Origin of the sequence: Salegentibacter salegens, assembly GCF_900142975.1 — a bacterium.
GTDB classification, from domain to species: domain Bacteria; phylum Bacteroidota; class Bacteroidia; order Flavobacteriales; family Flavobacteriaceae; genus Salegentibacter; species Salegentibacter salegens.
On sequence record NZ_LT670848.1, the window covers coordinates 1,878,957 to 1,900,142 of the forward strand.

General features: G+C 37.0%; 18 protein-coding genes. 1 reads left to right on the plus strand and 17 read right to left on the minus strand.

Translation table 11 applies throughout. The annotated features are described in order from the left end of the window. Positions 1–11 precede the first annotated feature (11 nt). From B5488_RS08425 to B5488_RS08440, 4 genes are all read right to left on the minus strand, one after another. Entirely contained in the window at positions 12–2,231 is a 2,220-nt protein-coding gene (locus B5488_RS08425) for a molybdopterin oxidoreductase family protein (protein WP_079734871.1), read from the minus strand. A gap of 21 nt (positions 2,232–2,252) precedes the next feature. After that, positions 2,253–3,308, minus strand: coding sequence for an MFS transporter (locus B5488_RS08430; protein ID WP_079734872.1), 1,056 nt, complete (start codon positions 3,306–3,308; stop codon positions 2,253–2,255). Positions 3,309–3,663: 355 nt separating this feature from the next. Next, positions 3,664–5,259: an MFS transporter gene (locus B5488_RS08435; RefSeq protein WP_079734873.1), complete on the minus strand. Its 1,596-nt coding sequence runs from the start codon at positions 5,257–5,259 to the stop codon at positions 3,664–3,666. Between the two features lie 12 nt (positions 5,260–5,271). Continuing rightward, positions 5,272–6,774 (minus strand): MFS transporter, encoded by a 1,503-nt coding sequence (locus B5488_RS08440; RefSeq protein WP_079734874.1) that lies wholly within the window; start codon positions 6,772–6,774, stop codon positions 5,272–5,274. A 441-nt stretch (positions 6,775–7,215) separates the two neighbouring features. Between B5488_RS08440 and B5488_RS08445 the strand changes: the two genes are divergently transcribed. Further along, positions 7,216–7,692 carry a hypothetical protein gene (locus B5488_RS08445; RefSeq protein WP_079734875.1) on the plus strand — a complete coding sequence of 159 codons (477 nt, stop codon included), beginning with the start codon at positions 7,216–7,218 and terminating at the stop codon, positions 7,690–7,692. 10 nt (positions 7,693–7,702) lie between these two features. Here B5488_RS08445 and B5488_RS08450 read toward each other — a convergent pair whose 3' ends face one another. The 13 genes from B5488_RS08450 to B5488_RS08500 form a co-directional block, all read right to left on the minus strand. Further along, positions 7,703–8,131, minus strand: coding sequence for a hemerythrin domain-containing protein (locus B5488_RS08450; protein WP_079734876.1), 429 nt, complete (start codon positions 8,129–8,131; stop codon positions 7,703–7,705). 6 nt (positions 8,132–8,137) lie between these two features. Continuing rightward, the gene (locus tag B5488_RS08455; protein WP_079733415.1) at positions 8,138–9,133 is read right to left on the minus strand and encodes an IS1595 family transposase; all 996 of its coding nucleotides are present in this window, start codon (positions 9,131–9,133) and stop codon (positions 8,138–8,140) included. 178 nt (positions 9,134–9,311) lie between these two features. Further along, entirely contained in the window at positions 9,312–9,515 is a 204-nt protein-coding gene (locus tag B5488_RS18320; protein WP_317041977.1) for a hypothetical protein, read from the minus strand. A gap of 46 nt (positions 9,516–9,561) precedes the next feature. Next, positions 9,562–9,771 carry a hypothetical protein gene (locus tag B5488_RS18325; protein WP_317041978.1) on the minus strand — a complete coding sequence of 70 codons (210 nt, stop codon included), beginning with the start codon at positions 9,769–9,771 and terminating at the stop codon, positions 9,562–9,564. 204 nt (positions 9,772–9,975) lie between these two features. Then, positions 9,976–10,764 carry a universal stress protein gene (locus B5488_RS08465; RefSeq protein WP_079734877.1) on the minus strand — a complete coding sequence of 263 codons (789 nt, stop codon included), beginning with the start codon at positions 10,762–10,764 and terminating at the stop codon, positions 9,976–9,978. A gap of 352 nt (positions 10,765–11,116) precedes the next feature. Continuing rightward, complete coding sequence (locus B5488_RS08470) at positions 11,117–12,478, minus strand: capsule assembly Wzi family protein (protein ID WP_079734878.1); 1,362 nt, start codon at positions 12,476–12,478, stop codon at positions 11,117–11,119. A gap of 425 nt (positions 12,479–12,903) precedes the next feature. After that, a complete protein-coding gene (locus B5488_RS08475) occupies positions 12,904–15,315 on the minus strand; it encodes a GumC family protein (RefSeq protein ID WP_079734879.1) in 2,412 nt (803 codons plus the stop codon). A gap of 6 nt (positions 15,316–15,321) precedes the next feature. Further along, the gene (locus B5488_RS08480; protein ID WP_079734880.1) at positions 15,322–16,119 is read right to left on the minus strand and encodes a polysaccharide biosynthesis/export family protein; all 798 of its coding nucleotides are present in this window, start codon (positions 16,117–16,119) and stop codon (positions 15,322–15,324) included. 511 nt (positions 16,120–16,630) lie between these two features. After that, positions 16,631–17,626: an IS1595 family transposase gene (locus tag B5488_RS08485; RefSeq protein WP_079733415.1), complete on the minus strand. Its 996-nt coding sequence runs from the start codon at positions 17,624–17,626 to the stop codon at positions 16,631–16,633. Between the two features lie 178 nt (positions 17,627–17,804). Continuing rightward, the gene (locus B5488_RS18330; protein WP_317041977.1) at positions 17,805–18,008 is read right to left on the minus strand and encodes a hypothetical protein; all 204 of its coding nucleotides are present in this window, start codon (positions 18,006–18,008) and stop codon (positions 17,805–17,807) included. A gap of 46 nt (positions 18,009–18,054) precedes the next feature. Beyond that, a complete protein-coding gene (locus tag B5488_RS18335; protein ID WP_317041978.1) occupies positions 18,055–18,264 on the minus strand; it encodes a hypothetical protein in 210 nt (69 codons plus the stop codon). A gap of 204 nt (positions 18,265–18,468) precedes the next feature. Next, complete coding sequence (locus B5488_RS08495) at positions 18,469–19,257, minus strand: universal stress protein (RefSeq protein WP_079734877.1); 789 nt, start codon at positions 19,255–19,257, stop codon at positions 18,469–18,471. A 352-nt stretch (positions 19,258–19,609) separates the two neighbouring features. Then, complete coding sequence (locus B5488_RS08500; protein ID WP_079734878.1) at positions 19,610–20,971, minus strand: capsule assembly Wzi family protein; 1,362 nt, start codon at positions 20,969–20,971, stop codon at positions 19,610–19,612. Positions 20,972–21,186: the final 215 nt, after the last annotated feature.

Here is a 21,186-nt window from a genome sequence, read left to right on the forward strand (position 1 = left end):
TTATTTATAGTTTAAGATGAACTTTGGTATGCAGTTTCTGTAAGATGTTGAGATCCTTTTTTACCGGTTTTCTCCAACTGGCACGCACAGACTTTATATTCCGGGATTTTAGAAACTGGATCTAAATTGTCTATAGTTAATTGATTTGCGCCATGTTTTCCGCCCCAATGATAAGGTATAAAAACGGTGTCTTCCCTAATAGTCTCTACCACGTGAGCAGGAAATTGAGCTTCGCCTCTTCTGGTTTTCACTTTAATCAGATCGTGATTTTCTATACCATACTGGAAAGCAAGCTTTGGATGTATTTCCAATAAAGGCTCAGGATATTTATCGACTAATTTCCCAATTCTCCGGGTTTGACTTCCACTCAAATATTGAGACACTACGCGCCCGGTAGTTAGAACCACCGGAAACTCTTTATTCGGCATTTCAGAAGCAGGCCTGTAGCTTACCGGGTTAAAATGTGCTTTTTGATCTGGAGTTGCAAACTTTTTATCTTCCCATAACCTTGGGGTTCCCGGGTGATCTAAAGTTTTGCAAGGCCAAAACACCCCCATATTATCTACTATTTTTTTGTAGGTTATTCCGTAATAATCGGCAGTTCCTCCTTTTGAAGCTACTCTTAATTCGTTAAAAATATCTTCACTGGTAGGAAAATTGAATTTATCTTTTTCTCCAAGCCGTGCCGCTAATTCCATAATAATGTCGCCGTCCCTTCTTGCATTTTTTGGAGGAGTAACAGCTTCATTAATCTTAACCACCCTTCCTTCAGCCGTGGTTACGGTGCCTTCTTCTTCTTCGTGCAAGGATCCCGGTAATACAATATCGGCATGGCGTGCAGTCTCACTAAGAAAAGTATCAATATTTACATAAAATTCCAGTTTTTCCAAAGCTTCCCGAACAAAATTATTATTTGGTAAAGACACCAGCGGATTAAAGCAAATAGAAATCATTCCTTTAATTTCCCCGCGGTGAATAGCTTCTATTTGTTCATAAGCGGTTATACCTTTTCCAGGCATATCTTTTTCATCTATACCCCAAACTTCTGAAATATATTTGCGATGTTCGGGATTGGTAATATCACGGTTACCGGGTAATTGGTCGCATTTATGGCCGTGTTCCCGGCCTCCCTGACCGTTGCCCTGGCCTGTAATAGTTCCATAACCGCAATATGGCCTTCCTATTCTTCCCGATGCTAATACAATATTAATACAGCTTAACACATTGTCTACTCCCTTAGTATGATGCTCAATACCACGAGCATGAAGTAAAAAGCTGGTATTTGCTTTTCCCCACATTTCAGCAGCCTGATAAATAAGCTCTTTTGAAATTCCCGTATGTTCTTCAGCCCAATCAAGATCATAATCCTTTACTGCATCAATCGTATCCTGGAAGCCGCTGGTATGGTTATCTATAAAGTCGTGGTCTAACCAATCATTATCAACCATAATTTTTAAAATTGCACCAAAAAGTGCAGAATCACCTCCAGGCCTTACCGGTAAATGCAAATCGGCAGTTCTTGCAAGCGGAATCATTCGTGGATCTACCACAATTAGTTTAGCCCCATTATCCCTTGCCTGCCATATATAATGCGTTAAGGTTGGAAAAGTTTCACTTACGTTTGCTCCGGCAATAAGGATTACTTCGGCGTGTTTTAGATCTGCCCAGCTATTTGAAGTTCTGTCTAGTCCAAATGCCTTCTTATTTCCACCTCCGGCGCTTACCATGCAAAGACGCCCGTTATAATCAAGGTTGGCTGTTTTTAAAGCTACTCTGGCAAACTTACCTATCATATAGCTTTTCTCATTGGTAAGTGACACCCCAGAGAGCATAGCAAAAGCATCTTTACCGTATTTCTCCTGGATTCGTTTTATTTCGTTTACCGTTCTGCCCATTGCGTGCTCCCAGTCTACAGGCTTGAAGCCTTTTCCCTCAACTCGCTCTAAAGGATCCAGTATCCGGTCGGGATGATTGTTTTGCATATAACGCATCACCCCTTTTGGGCATAAACGTCCTTCATTAAAAGGAAATTCCTCCCAGGGCTCAAAACCGGCAACTTTATTATCTTTTACTTTTAATTTTATTCCACATTGCATACCACAGTAACAGCAGTGGGTCTTCACTAACTTGTCTGGCTCTTTATTCCCTTGAAATCCTTCTTGGGGAGCATAGGCTTTATGCGGGCCGTATTTTTCTATAATCTTATCTACTGAAACGGGAAGTTTTGCCATTTTCTTTTTCTTTTTTCTGTTCTAACCGAATAATTTTCCGCCCTCTTTTCTTGCTTTTAAATGCGCCATAGCTAAGGCTGAACGTTTTCCTTCCGGACTTAAATCCATATGATTTTTTCCGCCTTGCTTGTCATAATTAAAACCAAGCTCTTTAGATACATTTTTAAGGTCGTCTATATGAGTTTGGGTAGCAAACTCCTTTCCGGTATGAGAGCAGGTTGCCATACCTCTACGTTTACCTTCGGTTTTATAAAGATTTGCACCCAACTGGGCCAAACGCTGGTAAATATGAAAGAATTTCCCAAAAGGCAACCATACTAGGAAGAGCACCACGGTAATTGCGTGGGTCACCGCCATAAATTGATAGGTTTTCCCTTCAAGAAAAGTATAATCGTAAGAAATCCCAAGTCCTGTGACAGAGATAGCAATTAAAAGAATAAGGGGCAGCCAGTCGTTTTCAAAACTTTGGGTAGCGATTAATCCGCCATCGGTAAATCTTCTTTTCATCATCATAATTGCACCAATGGTAACCAAAACCGAACACCAAACCAGGCCGTGAAATGCAATAAATGCAAGTGGTGAACCCAGGCTAAACGAACCAGCTTCAAATCCGAATAACAACGCATAATAGGTAGTGTCATCCCCGGGTTTAAGCACGAAATGGATCCAACCAAAAGTTAAAGGAACAGTGATAGCAAAAGCTAACAAACAACCTGTTGCCAACATAAAGTGACCAATCCATCGGGTTCTGCTTCTATAGGCGATAAATCTTTGAAATAGGATATTTCTAAAAAATAATTTTGTTGAACGCCATAAGTATGGAAAAAAGTATTTGCTAAATAAAAATTGCATACTTCTACGCCAGTAAAGTTTAGTTGGTGGCCTCTGAATCCAAACAGAATATCTATAAGCTATTCCAAAAATCGCGAAAACAGTACCTATTAAATATGCAATTAATGCAGGATCAAAATTTTGCAGGTTTCTTGATCCAATAAGCACCAAAACAACAGTAAGCACCGCTGCAATAGTTGCCTTTATTAAGGCCAGCCGGTTTAAGGTTTTAAAAAGTCTGTACATAATTATATAGGCTTTAACAATTGTTAGAATCGAGGGTGTTATAAATATATATATTTTACAATGCTTTCCTCAAGCATATTTAGTTAATTCCAAATAATTTAAACTTAGTCTAAATTATCATGGTATTACAGTTCTGATTTTTAATTAATAAAAACAAACCACACATTTTTAATAAACTTCTTGATTTTCGGAAGACGAAATTGAGGAATACTGCCAGAGCAAAATATGATATATATCAGATTTTCGTTTTAACTTCTTATTTAGATTCAACCCATATAAGAATATGACTGGAACTAAACTATCTATTCCATCTCTAATTTATAATTTCAGTATTCACAATTTTGCATAAAGAAAATTAACACTCAATTCCAGATCCAGCCCTGTCATAATACCACCAGTTAAGGACCAGACAAATAACATAATAAACTCCAAACCCGTAAAGAGCAAATTCGGGAGTTCCCATTTGAATTTGTTCTCCAAATACCTGTGGAATTATAAATGCCCCATAAGCTGCAATGGCAGAAGTCCAACCCAGTACCGGACCTGCTTTTTCTTTGCTAAAAATATAAGGAATACTTCTAAAAGTAGAGCCGTTTCCAATTCCTGTAGTTACAAATAGCACCATAAAAGAGGCGAAGAAAGGCCACCAGTAGGCTTCTGGGGTAGCACTATCCCTGGCCTGAATTACAAAATATGCTACGGCTAATGTTGCAATAACCGTAACCAGTGTACTATAGGAAGTTACCCTGGAACCGCTATTAATTTTATCTGATAACCAACCTCCAATAGGTCTTACAAGTGCTCCCAACATGGGCCCTATAAAAACCCAGGTAAGGAAATCTGGAGCATTAGGATTTACATACTGCGGGTTGGCAGGGTCGGTATAAACAAAGATATCCTGACACAGTTTAGGAAAAGCAGCAGAAAATCCTATAAAAGAACCAAAGGTCATGGTATATATAATAGTCATGATCCAGTTATGCTTATCGTTAAGAATAGAAAATTGTTTACCAAGGCTCTGCTTAATATCCCCAGGACTAAGATATTTCATAAGAAGCAGCGCAAGAATTACCACTACAGGCAATACAATCCACATGTTAATTTCAAGTCCTACCAGTAAATATGAACCTATCGCAGCAGCCACAAGCCCAATACCGACCATAAAAAGAGTTTTTAATATTCCTTGAAAAGTAGTGGGGAGTTTAGGAGTTCCTGTAATTACATTGTTCATCCCAAAAAAGGCAGCTACTGCTGCAATCACAATAGGAATCCATATCCACCCGGCATTTTGAAGACCGGCAAGAGGTTGGTTTTCTATTACTTCACCTCCACTTCCAGCTGCAGAAAAAAGAAAGATTCCTATAACAAAGGGAATCATTTTTTGCATAATTCCAACCCCGAGATTTCCTATTCCCGCGTTCAGGCCAAGAGAAGTACCCTGAATTCTTTTCGGAAAGAAATAACTAATATTACTCATAGAAGATGCGAAATTCCCTCCTCCAAAACCCGATAAAAGGGCAAGTATGGCAAAAGTAAGATATGGTGTACTTTGATCTGAAAGCGCATATCCCACTCCAAAAGCAGGTATCAACAAAAAGGTAGTTGTAGTAAACACCACGTTACGACCTCCTCCCAGGGCAATAAGAAAAGAATTAGGAATTCTAAGCGTTGCCCCAGCGAGACCTGCAATTGCCGGTAATGTGTAATATAAATTATTGATAACTGCCAGTTGTTCTTTGACCATTTCTTCAGACATATCTGGAGTGATCAATCCAAAATGGAAATTAAATTCTTTCATTTTGGTAGTAATAATACTCCACATCATCCAAACCGCGAAGGAGAGCAATAATGCAGGAATAGAGAGCCACAGGTTTCTGTATGCTATTTTCTTGCCTTTTTTCTCCCAAAACTCGGGATCTTCAACATTCCATTCTTCCAGGTTAGTTTTCATAACATTCAGGGTTTAGTCAATATTTTTCTCGTTCTTAGATTCAATTTGGCGCATCAATTTTGGTTGTTTTTTATGCATCATCTTCTGTATAGTTCTATGCATCCACCAAAGACAAATTACAGTGAGTACCAGGGTAAACATCCAGGCACTGGTCCACAGCCCCGTTCCGTCTAATAAATATCCGAAGATAATTGGGCACACAAAACCACCCAAACCACCAAGTACTCCTACCATTCCTCCTACTACACCTACTTCATCTGGAAAATATTCAGGGATATGTTTATAAACTGCTGCTTTACCTACTCCCCAAATACTACCAAGGATAATAACCAGGAAAGTAAATACCCAAACATTCGCCTGGAAAAAGATCTTTGTTTCCCCGCTGGCGAGTAACTCTCTCTTTTTTACCTGTTGTCCCTCCTGTACCACAGGCTCCTGCCAGGTTTCTTTTTTAGGAAATACAAAAGCCCCTTCGGCTTCTTCAAAATCTGTCTCATTTTTAGGAATTAAATCGTACTCAATTCCGGCAACGGTAATTTTTGTTTCAGAAACTTCTGTAACTTCTCCAGCCTGTTTGGCCATTATTCCGTTTCCGGGGGAGTATATCTCCATTTTTGGAAAAATTAATAAAAGGCTAATTGCAAGAGAAGTTCCTAAAACCCAGTACATCACTTTACGAGCACCCCATTTATCTGACATCCAACCGCCAAGAGCCCTAATTATCCCGGAAGGAAAACTAAAAGCTGCCGCCAGAATACCGGCTGTCACCAATGGGAGATAATATACATTTACATAATAAGGAACCAGCCATTGGGAGAAAGCCACAAAACAACCAAAAACCAGGAAGTAATAAAGGCCAAATCGCCAAACTCTTATACTTTTAAGTGGCTGCATAAGTTTCTTTATAGTACGCTGTGTATCGGGTTTTTTATTTTTTGCAAAGACCACAAAAATAATTGCCATAATAACCAGGATGGCGGCATAGATTACGGGAAGAATTCTCCAATTCTCTATATCTGTCCCGTTATTAGTTAAATTTTGAAGAATTGTTGGCGCAAATAATGTGGTTAAAGCAGCTCCGGCATTTCCAGCTCCAAAAATACCCAGCGCACGGCCCTGCCAGTCCTTTTCATACCATACAGAAGTATATGCGATACCCACCGCGAAACCGGCTCCAGTTAGACCATAACCAAAACTGCATAAAGCAAATCCAAGAAAAGAATCTACATATTGTAGTAAAAACATAGGAATTGCACTTACGACTAATAAGCCGCCAAAAACCCATTTTCCACCATATTTATCGGTCATTATTCCTAACGGCAACCTAAAGAGTGCACCAGTAAGTACCGGTATTCCTAAAAGCCATCCAATTTGAACGGAACTCCAGTCATAGGCTCCATTATCTACCAGAAAGGTTACTGTAACCCCGTTGAACATCCAAACCGCAAAACAAATGGTGAATGCCAGCGTATTTAAAAAGAGCATTCTGTGGGAAGTAGAAGAAGGTTTACTCATATTTAATGGAGCTTTTAGAATTTACCAATTATACAATCTGAAAATAAAATATTCTATATTTTTTAATTTATTGGATGCAAACTTCAAAATTTAGCATCCTCTAAAAAATGATTATCGTCATCAATTTGGAAACTTTCTCTAAACCTTAAATCTTCAACTTCAAGCTTCTTTAGTTTTTTAGGATAAAAAAATAGCATACTTAATTATTTATCCTCTACCAAGATAAAAATTTTAAATAGCTTATAAAAAACAGGTATTTATAAAAGGAATAACTATAAAACTATTATAGTTTAGCCGAAAATTATGAAAAAGAGCTATTAGGAAGCAGGAAATTACCTCGAGGCAAAATCAAGAAGCATTATAGAATAATATTTTTAGTTCGAGGCTCGGCTGAATAATGAAAGGGAAAAATAGTGCTAATACCTAAAAAATGAAAAGCTTATGGATACATATACAATTGCCAGGATTATACACGTAATTGCAGTAGTATTCTGGATTGGCGGTGTGGCAATGGTTACCACGGTAATTTTACCTGCGGTAAAAAAGATGGTTTCAGAAAAAGAACGGATGGATACTTTTGAAAAGATTGAAGGTAGGTTTGCTGTTCAGGCAAAAATAAGTACGTTTTTAACCGGACTGAGCGGATTTTACATGATCTATTATATTGATGGATGGGAAAAGTTTTTATACATCCAATTCTGGTGGTTGCACGCTATGGTACTCGTTTGGATAATCTTTACGCTAATTCTTTTTATCCTGGAGCCCTATGTTTTTCATAAGCTCTTTAAAAAATACGCTATAAATAATCCCGAAAAGACCTACAAATACATTCACCGGGCGCACTGGTTTCTTTTAATTTTAAGCATAATCACCATTATAGGTGCAGTTGCGGGTAGCCACGGACTATACTTTATTTAAAAGAAAAATTTCAGGCCCAAAACGGATCTTTCCATGGTTCATCTGAAAAAGATATACTGTGATGTTGCTTTTCAATTTCTGCCAGCTCTTTTCTATTCCTAATCTCTTTGAAAAGAATGCGTTCTTCAAAGCGTATATGGGCAGCCAGTTCCTCTTCCAGTAAATTCAGTACTTTTTCATCTTCACAACCACAACTTAATAATTTTCTAATGCGCCTGTGATTTGCGAGGGCTCTTTTCACCCTTACGTTATAGCCCAACTTTGGAAAAATATATTTTTCTTCAATTTCAAAATGTGGCTCCAGGTAATTTGTTTGAAACCAGTTAATATAAGCTCTTATTCGCTCCAGTTCAACATCGTTCTCTAAACCTTCCCGAATCCTGGAACATACCTGCAATGCATGATGATGTTCCTCTAATACCGGATTTAATTCAGAAATTTTTGGCTAAGTTCTAATTAGCATATTGAATAGTTGTTGTTTGTACTCGTACCATGCGCTATTTGAAGCAAAGGCAATGGCTGTAACTGTTGCCATTTTACTGGTTGAGTTCTTGATTTTTTCAAGTACCAAGAACCAATTCAAGTAATTCTGTAAGTATTTTGTAGCTACCCCATTGAAAGAATCCATGAACTTTCTCAATCTCATATCCATATTGTTTACATTCTGGACATGGTACACCTTATCTACGGTTCGCTGTCCCTTTGAGGTGTTGAACTTTTTATGGGCAATTGTGTTGGCTTTTGCAAAAGCACCATAACTTCTATGGCTGTCGCTGCAGAGTACGTCAGCTTTATCAAGTTTCCCTTTAAGTATTCTATTCAGATCCTCTTTACTGATACGACCTCTTGTGGCCACTTTAAAGTCTTTGTTTCCAGATCTATCACAAGTTGCCACTACAGCTACTTTTTCATCACTTATGCCTGCTTTGCTTGCTTTTTCTCCTCGCATTTTCGGTTTTCTACCTAAATGACGTCCTCCTTTTTCTGAGTAGGCAAAGAACAGGTCATCGCTTTCGACTATGCCCTGAAACTCTTCTACCGAAACACTGGAAAATGACGTGAGCAATTTATGTCTCCAATCAAAGGACGTTTGAATTGATATCTCCGTCTCTTCTGCACTTTTCCTGATACTGTAGCCCGACAACAAACAGTATAAATACCGATTTAACTTCTCTTTCTTTTTTATATTATACCAAAACTTACCTGTGGTCTCACTGAAATTCTTCTTACAGCCATTGCAAACATAGCGTTGAACGCCTTTGAGCTTGCCATTGGCACGAACACGCTTTTCTGAGCAATGAGGACAGGTAACTGCTTTTGCCTCGTTGCTGTCCTTTACTTCACTTTCTTGCAAAGACAATGATAGCAACGAAGCCACTATCTCTTGTTGAACAGTCGCTGGACTATTAACGAAAAAATCCCTGAAATCTGAAGGTATCATATCTATATAGTTTTACACAAATATAAGACATATTCATCTTAGAACAAAGCTAAATTTTTTTATTAGAATAGTTAGCAACTGTACTCATTATTATCAATTTTATTGCCCGGCTCCCGTGGAAACCAATTTCTGTTTTAATTTTGAAGCTGAAATACTGATTCTGAATTAAGAAACTGACTTAATTTTCCCAGAAATGATCCTGCCAGTCATCATCAGAGAACTGAATTCCATTATGGTGCTTTTCAATTTCAGCTAGTTGTTCTACTGAAGCAGCTTCCTGAATTTCATTAAAAAGAATGCGTTCTTCAAATCTAATATGGCTATCCAACTCCTCTTCAATATTGTTTAAAGCAATTTCAACTTCAGTATCCTGGGAAAACAATCGTTTTAATCTGCGATGCTCTTTAAGGGCTCGTTTTACAAGTTTATTATCCTAATACCGGAAAAATATATTGCTCTTCAGCTTTAAAATGTGGATCGAGATAATGAATTTTAAACCATTCGGTATAGGCTTTTATTCTCGCGACCTCAACTTCTTTTCTTACTCCCTGTCTTATTTTCCAGCATAACAATAAACCATGATGATGTTCCCTGCTAAGAGGTTTTAGAGCTTCATGTCGCTTAATTGGTTGTTTCATAATAGGTTTAATTTATTATTGCATAATACATTGTAAACATAAAATATGCTTTTTAATATTCTCAAGCTTTAAAAAAATGAATAATCAACCTTAATCAATTATAAATACAAAAGTGAAAAAATCGATACTCTTCCTTTATGAGGGAAATCATACTTACTTTTTATAAAAGTACAAAAGGATAAGTAGGAGGAATAAGAGGTAGAGCTATTTATGAAGAATTAAAATTGGTAACCGATTACTAAGCCGAAAATCCATGTCTTTTCTCGCATTTAAAAAATGATTACACACTCTCAGGTTTTTGGCCATTAATATAATCAGGTCAAATTCATCATTTACTCTTTTCATTAATTCTTTACCTGGTAGTTTGGTTTCGGGTGAATACTCTATTGTAAATTTTTCTTTTAGAAAAGAGGGATATTGGTCATCACGCTTACAATCTGTTTTATTCCCCAATATAAGAAGGGTTCCAGCTGGTTTAAGTAGTAAATGCGAATGATTTAGAAAACTCAATAAACTTACATCGAATGCAGCCGAACTTTCAACCGGAATAATTAGTTTATCGGGCTTAGTAAATTTTTTATTCTCGGGAATTGCTAAAAGATTACATTTTATCTTTTTAATTATTTCGTTAGTAAAATTCCCAATAATTGCTGTGTGGTTTAATCTTTTATTTGGTGCTCCCATGATTATTAAATCAATCTTTTTTTCTTCAACAAATCTGCGGGTAGCGTTTATCAGGTTTTCTTCAGAATAATTTGCTGTAAACAAATGTTGACTATTATTAGAAATCAACTTAAGTTCATCAATACGCTCGTTAATTTGATTTATAGCTATCTGTGTTTTTTTCTTCTCGTCAATTTTTCCCGAGACTTTATTAAACACGCCAACATTTAACAGGTAGAAATTTACCGGAATTTCATTTAAAAACCTTACGGCATATTCTCCAGCGTTTTTGGCAACTTTTGAAAGGTCTGTAAGCACAAGGACATTCATAAACGTAATTAAAAAATATTATCAAGCAAGGTATATCATTGTTCTACAGCTGAATATGATTTTAATCAGGTATATATAATTTAAGATTTTCTAAAGCTCATTAAACCATACATAATATGATTTGGCCAAATACCAAAAAACCACGTAAATAATAAAATTCACGTGGTTTTGGTGTTATTTGATAAAATAGCCCCGGCAGGATTTATACCGCGATATCAGGGCTTTTACAGATAAAGACTCCCCATTTTATGTTGACGATCTGTGACCTTTAAGTTTGAATCGTTTTGTACTAATTTAATAATTAAGATTGAATCCTGAAATTAAGGGATGGTTTTTTAAGCATTTCAGACTGCTAAAATTCCTTTTTTAAATTAATTCCGGCGCCGTAAAGAGGTTCGGCTATATTGCTAACTTCAACCCCAAATTGCAGATTCAATTGGACAAAAGATTGCAATACTCTAATATCAAACAATCCTGACAAGATATCCCGGTTTGGGGTATAGAACCTACCATACCTACCTTCGTTATGAGAAAAACTGAGCAATAATTTCCAGGGATAACTAACAAAATAATTAGAAATATTCCCGGAAATTCCTAAATGGTGGGCACTAAATTTACTGTTTACAACCTGGTCTAAGTCTTCATCGTAAGTAAAAAAAGGTAGCCCTATAATTCTGCGTTCATAGGTAAAGCCGGAATGATAAGTTAGAAAATTATTTAGATAATTATCAGCCCCGTGTGGAGAGCCGGCATTGATACTTTGGTTTCTGGTATAGAAAAATTCATATAATAGCCCATTAACAAGTCGTTGGTCATCTTCAAAATCCAGGAAAAACCCATATCTGCCATCGGGAAAATTTGCAAAACGGCTACCCGAGCCATCCTCAAACATATGATTATAGATAAAACTTAATTCAAGTTCAGGATTAATTCTTTTCTTAATTTCCAGTTCGTAAGTACCTAAATGATTACCCAACACATTAACCTGATCGCTTTTTACTGCATTTTCTCCCCCTTCTCTTCCAGAGATTACTTTTATATAATCTGAAAATCCATCGGGTTGTGGTCCTGATTCGGGGGAATCCCCTGCCCACTGCGCAAAATGCCTCACTCCTACTTTAAGCTGAAAATCGGGATTAGGTTGGTATACAAAATTGATGCTTTTATGATGCAATCTCGTCCCTTTTACAAAACGATCGTTGCCCATTAAATACTCACTCCAGCTGGCTTCAAAACCATAGGCTGATTCCGGTGTAAAGAAAATTGTACGGTTTGTAGATAATGATATCCCCGGCATTGGCCTGGCGTTTAGGGACCATAACATATTTTCGTTGGTCGCACTTAAGCCTTTATAAAGTTCTTTTTCCTGCTTGCGCCCCACTACCGCTTCCAGCCAGTCTGTATTATAAGCTGCATAAATTTCATCCAGAAAAATTTCGTCTTGTATTCCATCCTGATATAAAATACCCGCGCCAATTTCTAAAGAATTTCCATTACGGAATTCATTAAACGTTCTTCCTGTAATCCATCCGGAAAGATGTGTTTCTTCCGAAACCCGGCCTCGCTGATTATGAACCATCCAAAAAGGGAGTCGTTGTAATTCGCCATTGTGAAGATAGGCGTTCAGGTTTACAGAACCGTCAAAATCCCATTGCGCATAACTGCTAAAGGATAGGATACTAAAAAAGCCTATTAAGGCTAGTTTTTTGATCATTTTAAATAAATATTGAGTAGGTTTTTAATTTGTAAAACCCAGCATTAAGAAATCAAAGACGCTGAAAATTTTGTTAGTTTAAATTTGAGACCGTCTGAAAAAATTAAAACATCATTCTGAATTCATTTCAGAATCTAAGTTGTTAATATTCCAAACATAATAGATCCTGAAACAAGTTCAGGATGACGTAATTGAGGGGCGCGGTTCGGAACAAAATGACGTGGATAAAGGATTTTGTTCGACATGGGATGACGTAGTCAGGAGGATCTGGTTCGGCCTCAAGCGGACCCATCAGAAACCCTGTACTAACGAATCCCGCAATCGCAGAGTGCACAACGGGGCTTCGACTATCCTTTCTTACCGTCGGGCGCAGCCTAACAACCCGAAAACCACCAAACCGTCAACTCAGAACAGAAAATACCGTTTTACAAAGCCGCCGCTTTCTCCTTAAGCCTTTTAAAGAACGATTTCTTTTCTTCACCGTAGGCATATCCATATTTATTACCATAACCAAAATTAGCAAGCTCTACATCATTCAGTACAAAACTTACATCGTGTAATTTTCCTTCGTTTTTAGCGTCTACGGCAAATCCGAGTAGTTTCTTTTCTGTATAACCAGCGCGAGCTACGTAAAGCGTTAAATCGGCGTATTTATTGATTAAAAAGGTATCGGCTACAAGCATTGATGGCGCAGTATCTACAATAATATAATCGTAAAGACCTTCCAATTCACTTAATAGCTTTGCCATTCTTTCACTTCTAAGTAGTTCTGAAGGATTGGGAGGGATATGCCCTGAAGCGATAATATCTAATTTTTCATGGGCTTTTGCTGTGGTAATGATATCTTTAATTTCGGTATCTGCATTATAAAGATAATCACTAACCCCAGAATATGAACGGGCCTTGGTCTCGTATCGCTGAAGCTGCGGATTTCTTAGATCGGCACCAATGATTACTACCTTTTTACCCATATTAGCTAAAGTGATCGCGAGGTTAAATGCAATAAAGGTTTTTCCTTCACCTTTAACCGTAGAGGTTACAAATAATTTAATTCCTTTCTCCTTATCTCCTGCCCCAACTAATAAGTATTGAAGGTTGGTTACCATAATCCTAAAAGCTTCCGCAAGTACAGATCTATCATTTACAGAAATCAGATCATTTTCTTTCCTTGCAATCCTTGGGATTTCCCCAACAATAGGAATTTCTTTTGTCGCGTTTTCTATATCAGTTCTATCGGTGACTTTATTATTCAATAAATTCTTAACATAGATAATTAGAAAAGGTATAAGTAAACCCAAAATTAAAGCAGCCAGTAAAATGATTTTCGACTTTGGTGAAACCGGAGCGGAATCACTATAAGCACTATCTACAATCTTTGCCTTAGGAGCGGTAACCGCCAGGGATAAGGAATTCTCTTCCCTCTTTTCAAGCAAAAATAAATACAGCGCTTCTTTAATATTTTGCTGTCTCTCGATTCCTCTATACTGTCTTTCTTTTGCCGGCACTGCAGAAATTTGCGAGCCTATTACCGCCGCCTGCCTGTCCAGGTCTTCCTGTGCAATAAGAAGATTACTACGCATTCTTTCAAGGCTTTGCAAAACATTGCCCCGCATCTGGTCTATTTGGGAATTCAATCTTACAACCACCGGGTTTTCTTCGGTAGACGCACTTAAAATCCTGTTTCTTTCTAAAACCAGGGTATTGTACTCTTTGATCATATCATTAACTCCCTCTTCTTGAATTCCAAGGTTTGCCGGTAAAAGATCTGATGGTCTATTTCCTTTTAAATGATCTAACATGGCGTTGGCCAATTCCAACTGGGTACCTACTTCCTGTTGGCGCTTCTTATAATCGCTGGCATTTTCTATAAATAATTCTGATTCAGCTTCGATATTAGTAAGCTGATTAGATTCTTTAAATTCTTCTTTGCCAACTTCAACCGAATCCAATTCCTGGTTAATAATACTCAAACGTTCATCAATAAAAGAAGCGGTATTGGTAGCTACCAGATTTTTATCTTCAATCGCCTGCCGGTTGTATTCTAAGATCAACTGGTCTAATATATCCTGTGCTTTTTCAGTCACCGGGTCTACCAGGCTTAACACTAAAAGACTGGAGTTTTTATCGGTAAGGTTGACCTGTACTCCTTCCCGGTATTTTCTTACTACAGCTTCTACCGGACTAAATTGTACACTAACTTCCAGGTCTTCATCTTCATCTTCATCTCCAAGCTCAATGACGGTTTTCTCGAGCGTGATATCTGCAAAACCTATATTTACCGGGTTCCCAAATTTTCCCTCAAAAGTCTTATCGGTTTCGGTATTTTTTAAAGTAAAATCATTTTTAGATTGGGGAGTAATCAAAAAACGATTTCCCAGTTCTTCTTTTATATTCCTACTTAATTTTTCTTCATCCAATTGCAAAACCTTTATGTTAAAAGGAGAATTATTATAAAGCTCCCGGGATTTTACGCCTGCTTCATCGTAATAGGTAATATTTAAATCCAATGCCTTAATGGTTTGGGTCATTAAAGTTTTAGACTTTAAAATACCAATTTCATTTTCGATACTGCTGGCACCCATTCCGCTTAAAAGTCCGAGATCGGCAAAAGCGGCCATTTCTGAAGAAGGACCTTTGCTTTCTTCATCTTTAATAATTATACTGGCGGTTGTACTGTATTGCGCAGTGGTATATTTTAAGTATACAAAACCAATAAGTACACATAAGATTACTCCGAAAACAAACCAGGGCCAGTACTTTAGGTATTTATCGAGTTCTTCCCTTAAGTTAATTTCTTCTTCCTGGGGTCTTATAGGGGTATGTTGTTGTTGAGACATAATAGGTTATCTGGTTAAAAGTACGGCAACTGAAACTAAAACGGAGGCGATAGAAATATAAACCCCGGCATTCCGGTTATAATTTGCACTTTGTCTTTGGGGACCATTGGGCTCTACGTAAATAACATCATTTTGTTGTAAATGATAGTACGGCGAATTAATAACATCGGCATCACCGAGGTCGAGGTAGGCATGAGTAGTTCTGCCATTTTCTTCCCGCATTACCAGTACATTATCCCGTTTACCGTAAATCGTCATATCCCCGGCCATTCCCAGGGCCTGGGGTAAAGTAAAATAATCGTCCTCTACATCAAAAGTTCCCGGGCGGGTTACCTCTCCCAATACACTTACCTGGAAGTTTACCACCCTCACATTTACAATGGGATCCTGAACGTATCTTTTAATTTGCTCCTTTAAATTAGCTGCAAATTCTTCCTGGCTATAACCTTCGGCTTTAGTTTTACCCAAAAAAGGAAAATCTATATTACCATCTTTTCCTACCAGGTAAGTTTGGAGTTGCTGCCTGCCATTTACCGATAATCCAATTTGTTCTCCACCGGCTGGAACGCCAATAACTGGAAGGTTAAATGGGATAGCCGCATCTTGCTGTTCGGCAGCAACACTAATGGTAAGCAGGTCATTTGGTTTAATTTGTAAACTCCTATTAGATTGTTCTTCCATTTTAGCCTCTGCTTCTTCCAAACCCTGGAAATAGACAATTTCCTGGCGGGAAACACAGGAAGAAACCAAAAAAATGCAAAAAAGCCCTAAGGCAGGTAATCGAAAGAAATGGGGTAATTTCATTTATTTTTATTAATCTTAATATTAGAATTAAATACTTTTTAACGTCAATCCCGAATTTGCTTCGCGATTCTAAGATCCTAGTCTTATCGTATTAGATCCTGAAACAAGTTCAGGATGACGTTTAATTTTTGGGCCCAGCACTATGCTGTATTCATTTAATTAAAAATTTGTGCGAATATATTAATTTATGTTAATTTTTACTTAAGATTGTCGGTAGACTTTAGTCGTTTGGCAGATTTTTTCACTCTTTATCTGTTAGATCGAGTGTTTCGATGTAATCAGGGTACATCGAAAACTACTAGTCTTTAGACGGTATCCGTGTTTGGTTTTGTTGTTTAGTGTTTTTGGCTCCCGCTTAATTTTATCGTCATCCTGAATTTATTTCAGAGCCCGCTCCTAAATTTATTCGGAGATCTAACATGATAGAACCTGAAACAAGTTCAGGTTGACGTAATAAACCCACTTCTCGAATTAAGGTTTATTATAAAACTGTTTTTTTTGAAAAATTAGGCTAAGTTCTAATTAGCATATTGAATAGTTGTTGTTTGTACTCGTACCATGCGCTATTTGAAGCAAAGGCAATGGCTGTAACTGTTGCCATTTTACTGGTTGAGTTCTTGATTTTTTCAAGTACCAAGAACCAATTCAAGTAATTCTGTAAGTATTTTGTAGCTACCCCATTGAAAGAATCCATGAACTTTCTCAATCTCATATCCATATTGTTTACATTCTGGACATGGTACACCTTATCTACGGTTCGCTGTCCCTTTGAGGTGTTGAACTTTTTATGGGCAATTGTGTTGGCTTTTGCAAAAGCACCATAACTTCTATGGCTGTCGCTGCAGAGTACGTCAGCTTTATCAAGTTTCCCTTTAAGTATTCTATTCAGATCCTCTTTACTGATACGACCTCTTGTGGCCACTTTAAAGTCTTTGTTTCCAGATCTATCACAAGTTGCCACTACAGCTACTTTTTCATCACTTATGCCTGCTTTGCTTGCTTTTTCTCCTCGCATTTTCGGTTTTCTACCTAAATGACGTCCTCCTTTTTCTGAGTAGGCAAAGAACAGGTCATCGCTTTCGACTATGCCCTGAAACTCTTCTACCGAAACACTGGAAAATGACGTGAGCAATTTATGTCTCCAATCAAAGGACGTTTGAATTGATATCTCCGTCTCTTCTGCACTTTTCCTGATACTGTAGCCCGACAACAAACAGTATAAATACCGATTTAACTTCTCTTTCTTTTTTATATTATACCAAAACTTACCTGTGGTCTCACTGAAATTCTTCTTACAGCCATTGCAAACATAGCGTTGAACGCCTTTGAGCTTGCCATTGGCACGAACACGCTTTTCTGAGCAATGAGGACAGGTAACTGCTTTTGCCTCGTTGCTGTCCTTTACTTCACTTTCTTGCAAAGACAATGATAGCAACGAAGCCACTATCTCTTGTTGAACAGTCGCTGGACTATTAACGAAAAAATCCCTGAAATCTGAAGGTATCATATCTATATAGTTTTACACAAATATAAGACATATTCATCTTAGAACAAAGCTAAATTTTTTTATTAGAATAGTTAGCAACTGTACTCATTATTATCAATTTTATTGCCCGGCTCCCGTGGAAACCAATTTCTGTTTTAATTTTGAAGCTGAAATACTGATTCTGAATTAAGAAACTGACTTAATTTTCCCAGAAATGATCCTGCCAGTCATCATCAGAGAACTGAATTCCATTATGGTGCTTTTCAATTTCAGCTAGTTGTTCTACTGAAGCAGCTTCCTGAATTTCATTAAAAAGAATGCGTTCTTCAAATCTAATATGGCTATCCAACTCCTCTTCAATATTGTTTAAAGCAATTTCAACTTCAGTATCCTGGGAAAACAATCGTTTTAATCTGCGATGCTCTTTAAGGGCTCGTTTTACAAGTTTATTATCCTAATACCGGAAAAATATATTGCTCTTCAGCTTTAAAATGTGGATCGAGATAATGAATTTTAAACCATTCGGTATAGGCTTTTATTCTCGCGACCTCAACTTCTTTTCTTACTCCCTGTCTTATTTTCCAGCATAACAATAAACCATGATGATGTTCCCTGCTAAGAGGTTTTAGAGCTTCATGTCGCTTAATTGGTTGTTTCATAATAGGTTTAATTTATTATTGCATAATACATTGTAAACATAAAATATGCTTTTTAATATTCTCAAGCTTTAAAAAAATGAATAATCAACCTTAATCAATTATAAATACAAAAGTGAAAAAATCGATACTCTTCCTTTATGAGGGAAATCATACTTACTTTTTATAAAAGTACAAAAGGATAAGTAGGAGGAATAAGAGGTAGAGCTATTTATGAAGAATTAAAATTGGTAACCGATTACTAAGCCGAAAATCCATGTCTTTTCTCGCATTTAAAAAATGATTACACACTCTCAGGTTTTTGGCCATTAATATAATCAGGTCAAATTCATCATTTACTCTTTTCATTAATTCTTTACCTGGTAGTTTGGTTTCGGGTGAATACTCTATTGTAAATTTTTCTTTTAGAAAAGAGGGATATTGGTCATCACGCTTACAATCTGTTTTATTCCCCAATATAAGAAGGGTTCCAGCTGGTTTAAGTAGTAAATGCGAATGATTTAGAAAACTCAATAAACTTACATCGAATGCAGCCGAACTTTCAACCGGAATAATTAGTTTATCGGGCTTAGTAAATTTTTTATTCTCGGGAATTGCTAAAAGATTACATTTTATCTTTTTAATTATTTCGTTAGTAAAATTCCCAATAATTGCTGTGTGGTTTAATCTTTTATTTGGTGCTCCCATGATTATTAAATCAATCTTTTTTTCTTCAACAAATCTGCGGGTAGCGTTTATCAGGTTTTCTTCAGAATAATTTGCTGTAAACAAATGTTGACTATTATTAGAAATCAACTTAAGTTCATCAATACGCTCGTTAATTTGATTTATAGCTATCTGTGTTTTTTTCTTCTCGTCAATTTTTCCCGAGACTTTATTAAACACGCCAACATTTAACAGGTAGAAATTTACCGGAATTTCATTTAAAAACCTTACGGCATATTCTCCAGCGTTTTTGGCAACTTTTGAAAGGTCTGTAAGCACAAGGACATTCATAAACGTAATTAAAAAATATTATCAAGCAAGGTATATCATTGTTCTACAGCTGAATATGATTTTAATCAGGTATATATAATTTAAGATTTTCTAAAGCTCATTAAACCATACATAATATGATTTGGCCAAATACCAAAAAACCACGTAAATAATAAAATTCACGTGGTTTTGGTGTTATTTGATAAAATAGCCCCGGCAGGATTTATACCGCGATATCAGGGCTTTTACAGATAAAGACTCCCCATTTTATGTTGACGATCTGTGACCTTTAAGTTTGAATCGTTTTGTACTAATTTAATAATTAAGATTGAATCCTGAAATTAAGGGATGGTTTTTTAAGCATTTCAGACTGCTAAAATTCCTTTTTTAAATTAATTCCGGCGCCGTAAAGAGGTTCGGCTATATTGCTAACTTCAACCCCAAATTGCAGATTCAATTGGACAAAAGATTGCAATACTCTAATATCAAACAATCCTGACAAGATATCCCGGTTTGGGGTATAGAACCTACCATACCTACCTTCGTTATGAGAAAAACTGAGCAATAATTTCCAGGGATAACTAACAAAATAATTAGAAATATTCCCGGAAATTCCTAAATGGTGGGCACTAAATTTACTGTTTACAACCTGGTCTAAGTCTTCATCGTAAGTAAAAAAAGGTAGCCCTATAATTCTGCGTTCATAGGTAAAGCCGGAATGATAAGTTAGAAAATTATTTAGATAATTATCAGCCCCGTGTGGAGAGCCGGCATTGATACTTTGGTTTCTGGTATAGAAAAATTCATATAATAGCCCATTAACAAGTCGTTGGTCATCTTCAAAATCCAGGAAAAACCCATATCTGCCATCGGGAAAATTTGCAAAACGGCTACCCGAGCCATCCTCAAACATATGATTATAGATAAAACTTAATTCAAGTTCAGGATTAATTCTTTTCTTAATTTCCAGTTCGTAAGTACCTAAATGATTACCCAACACATTAACCTGATCGCTTTTTACTGCATTTTCTCCCCCTTCTCTTCCAGAGATTACTTTTATATAATCTGAAAATCCATCGGGTTGTGGTCCTGATTCGGGGGAATCCCCTGCCCACTGCGCAAAATGCCTCACTCCTACTTTAAGCTGAAAATCGGGATTAGGTTGGTATACAAAATTGATGCTTTTATGATGCAATCTCGTCCCTTTTACAAAACGATCGTTGCCCATTAAATACTCACTCCAGCTGGCTTCAAAACCATAGGCTGATTCCGGTGTAAAGAAAATTGTACGGTTTGTAGATAATGATATCCCCGGCATTGGCCTGGCGTTTAGGGACCATAACATATTTTCGTTGGTCGCACTTAAGCCTTTATAAAGTTCTTTTTCCTGCTTGCGCCCCACTACCGCTTCCAGCCAGTCTGTATTATAAGCTGCATAAATTTCATCCAGAAAAATTTCGTCTTGTATTCCATCCTGATATAAAATACCCGCGCCAATTTCTAAAGAATTTCCATTACGGAATTCATTAAACGTTCTTCCTGTAATCCATCCGGAAAGATGTGTTTCTTCCGAAACCCGGCCTCGCTGATTATGAACCATCCAAAAAGGGAGTCGTTGTAATTCGCCATTGTGAAGATAGGCGTTCAGGTTTACAGAACCGTCAAAATCCCATTGCGCATAACTGCTAAAGGATAGGATACTAAAAAAGCCTATTAAGGCTAGTTTTTTGATCATTTTAAATAAATATTGAGTAGGTTTTTAATTTGTAAAACCCAGCATTAAGAAATCAAAGACGCTGAAAATTTTGTTAGTTTAAATTTGAGACCGTCTGAAAAAATTAAAACATCATTCTGAATTCATTTCAGAATCTAAGTTGTTAATATTCCAAACATAATAGATCCTGAAACAAGTTCAGGATGACGTAATTGAGGGGCGCGGTTCGGAACAAA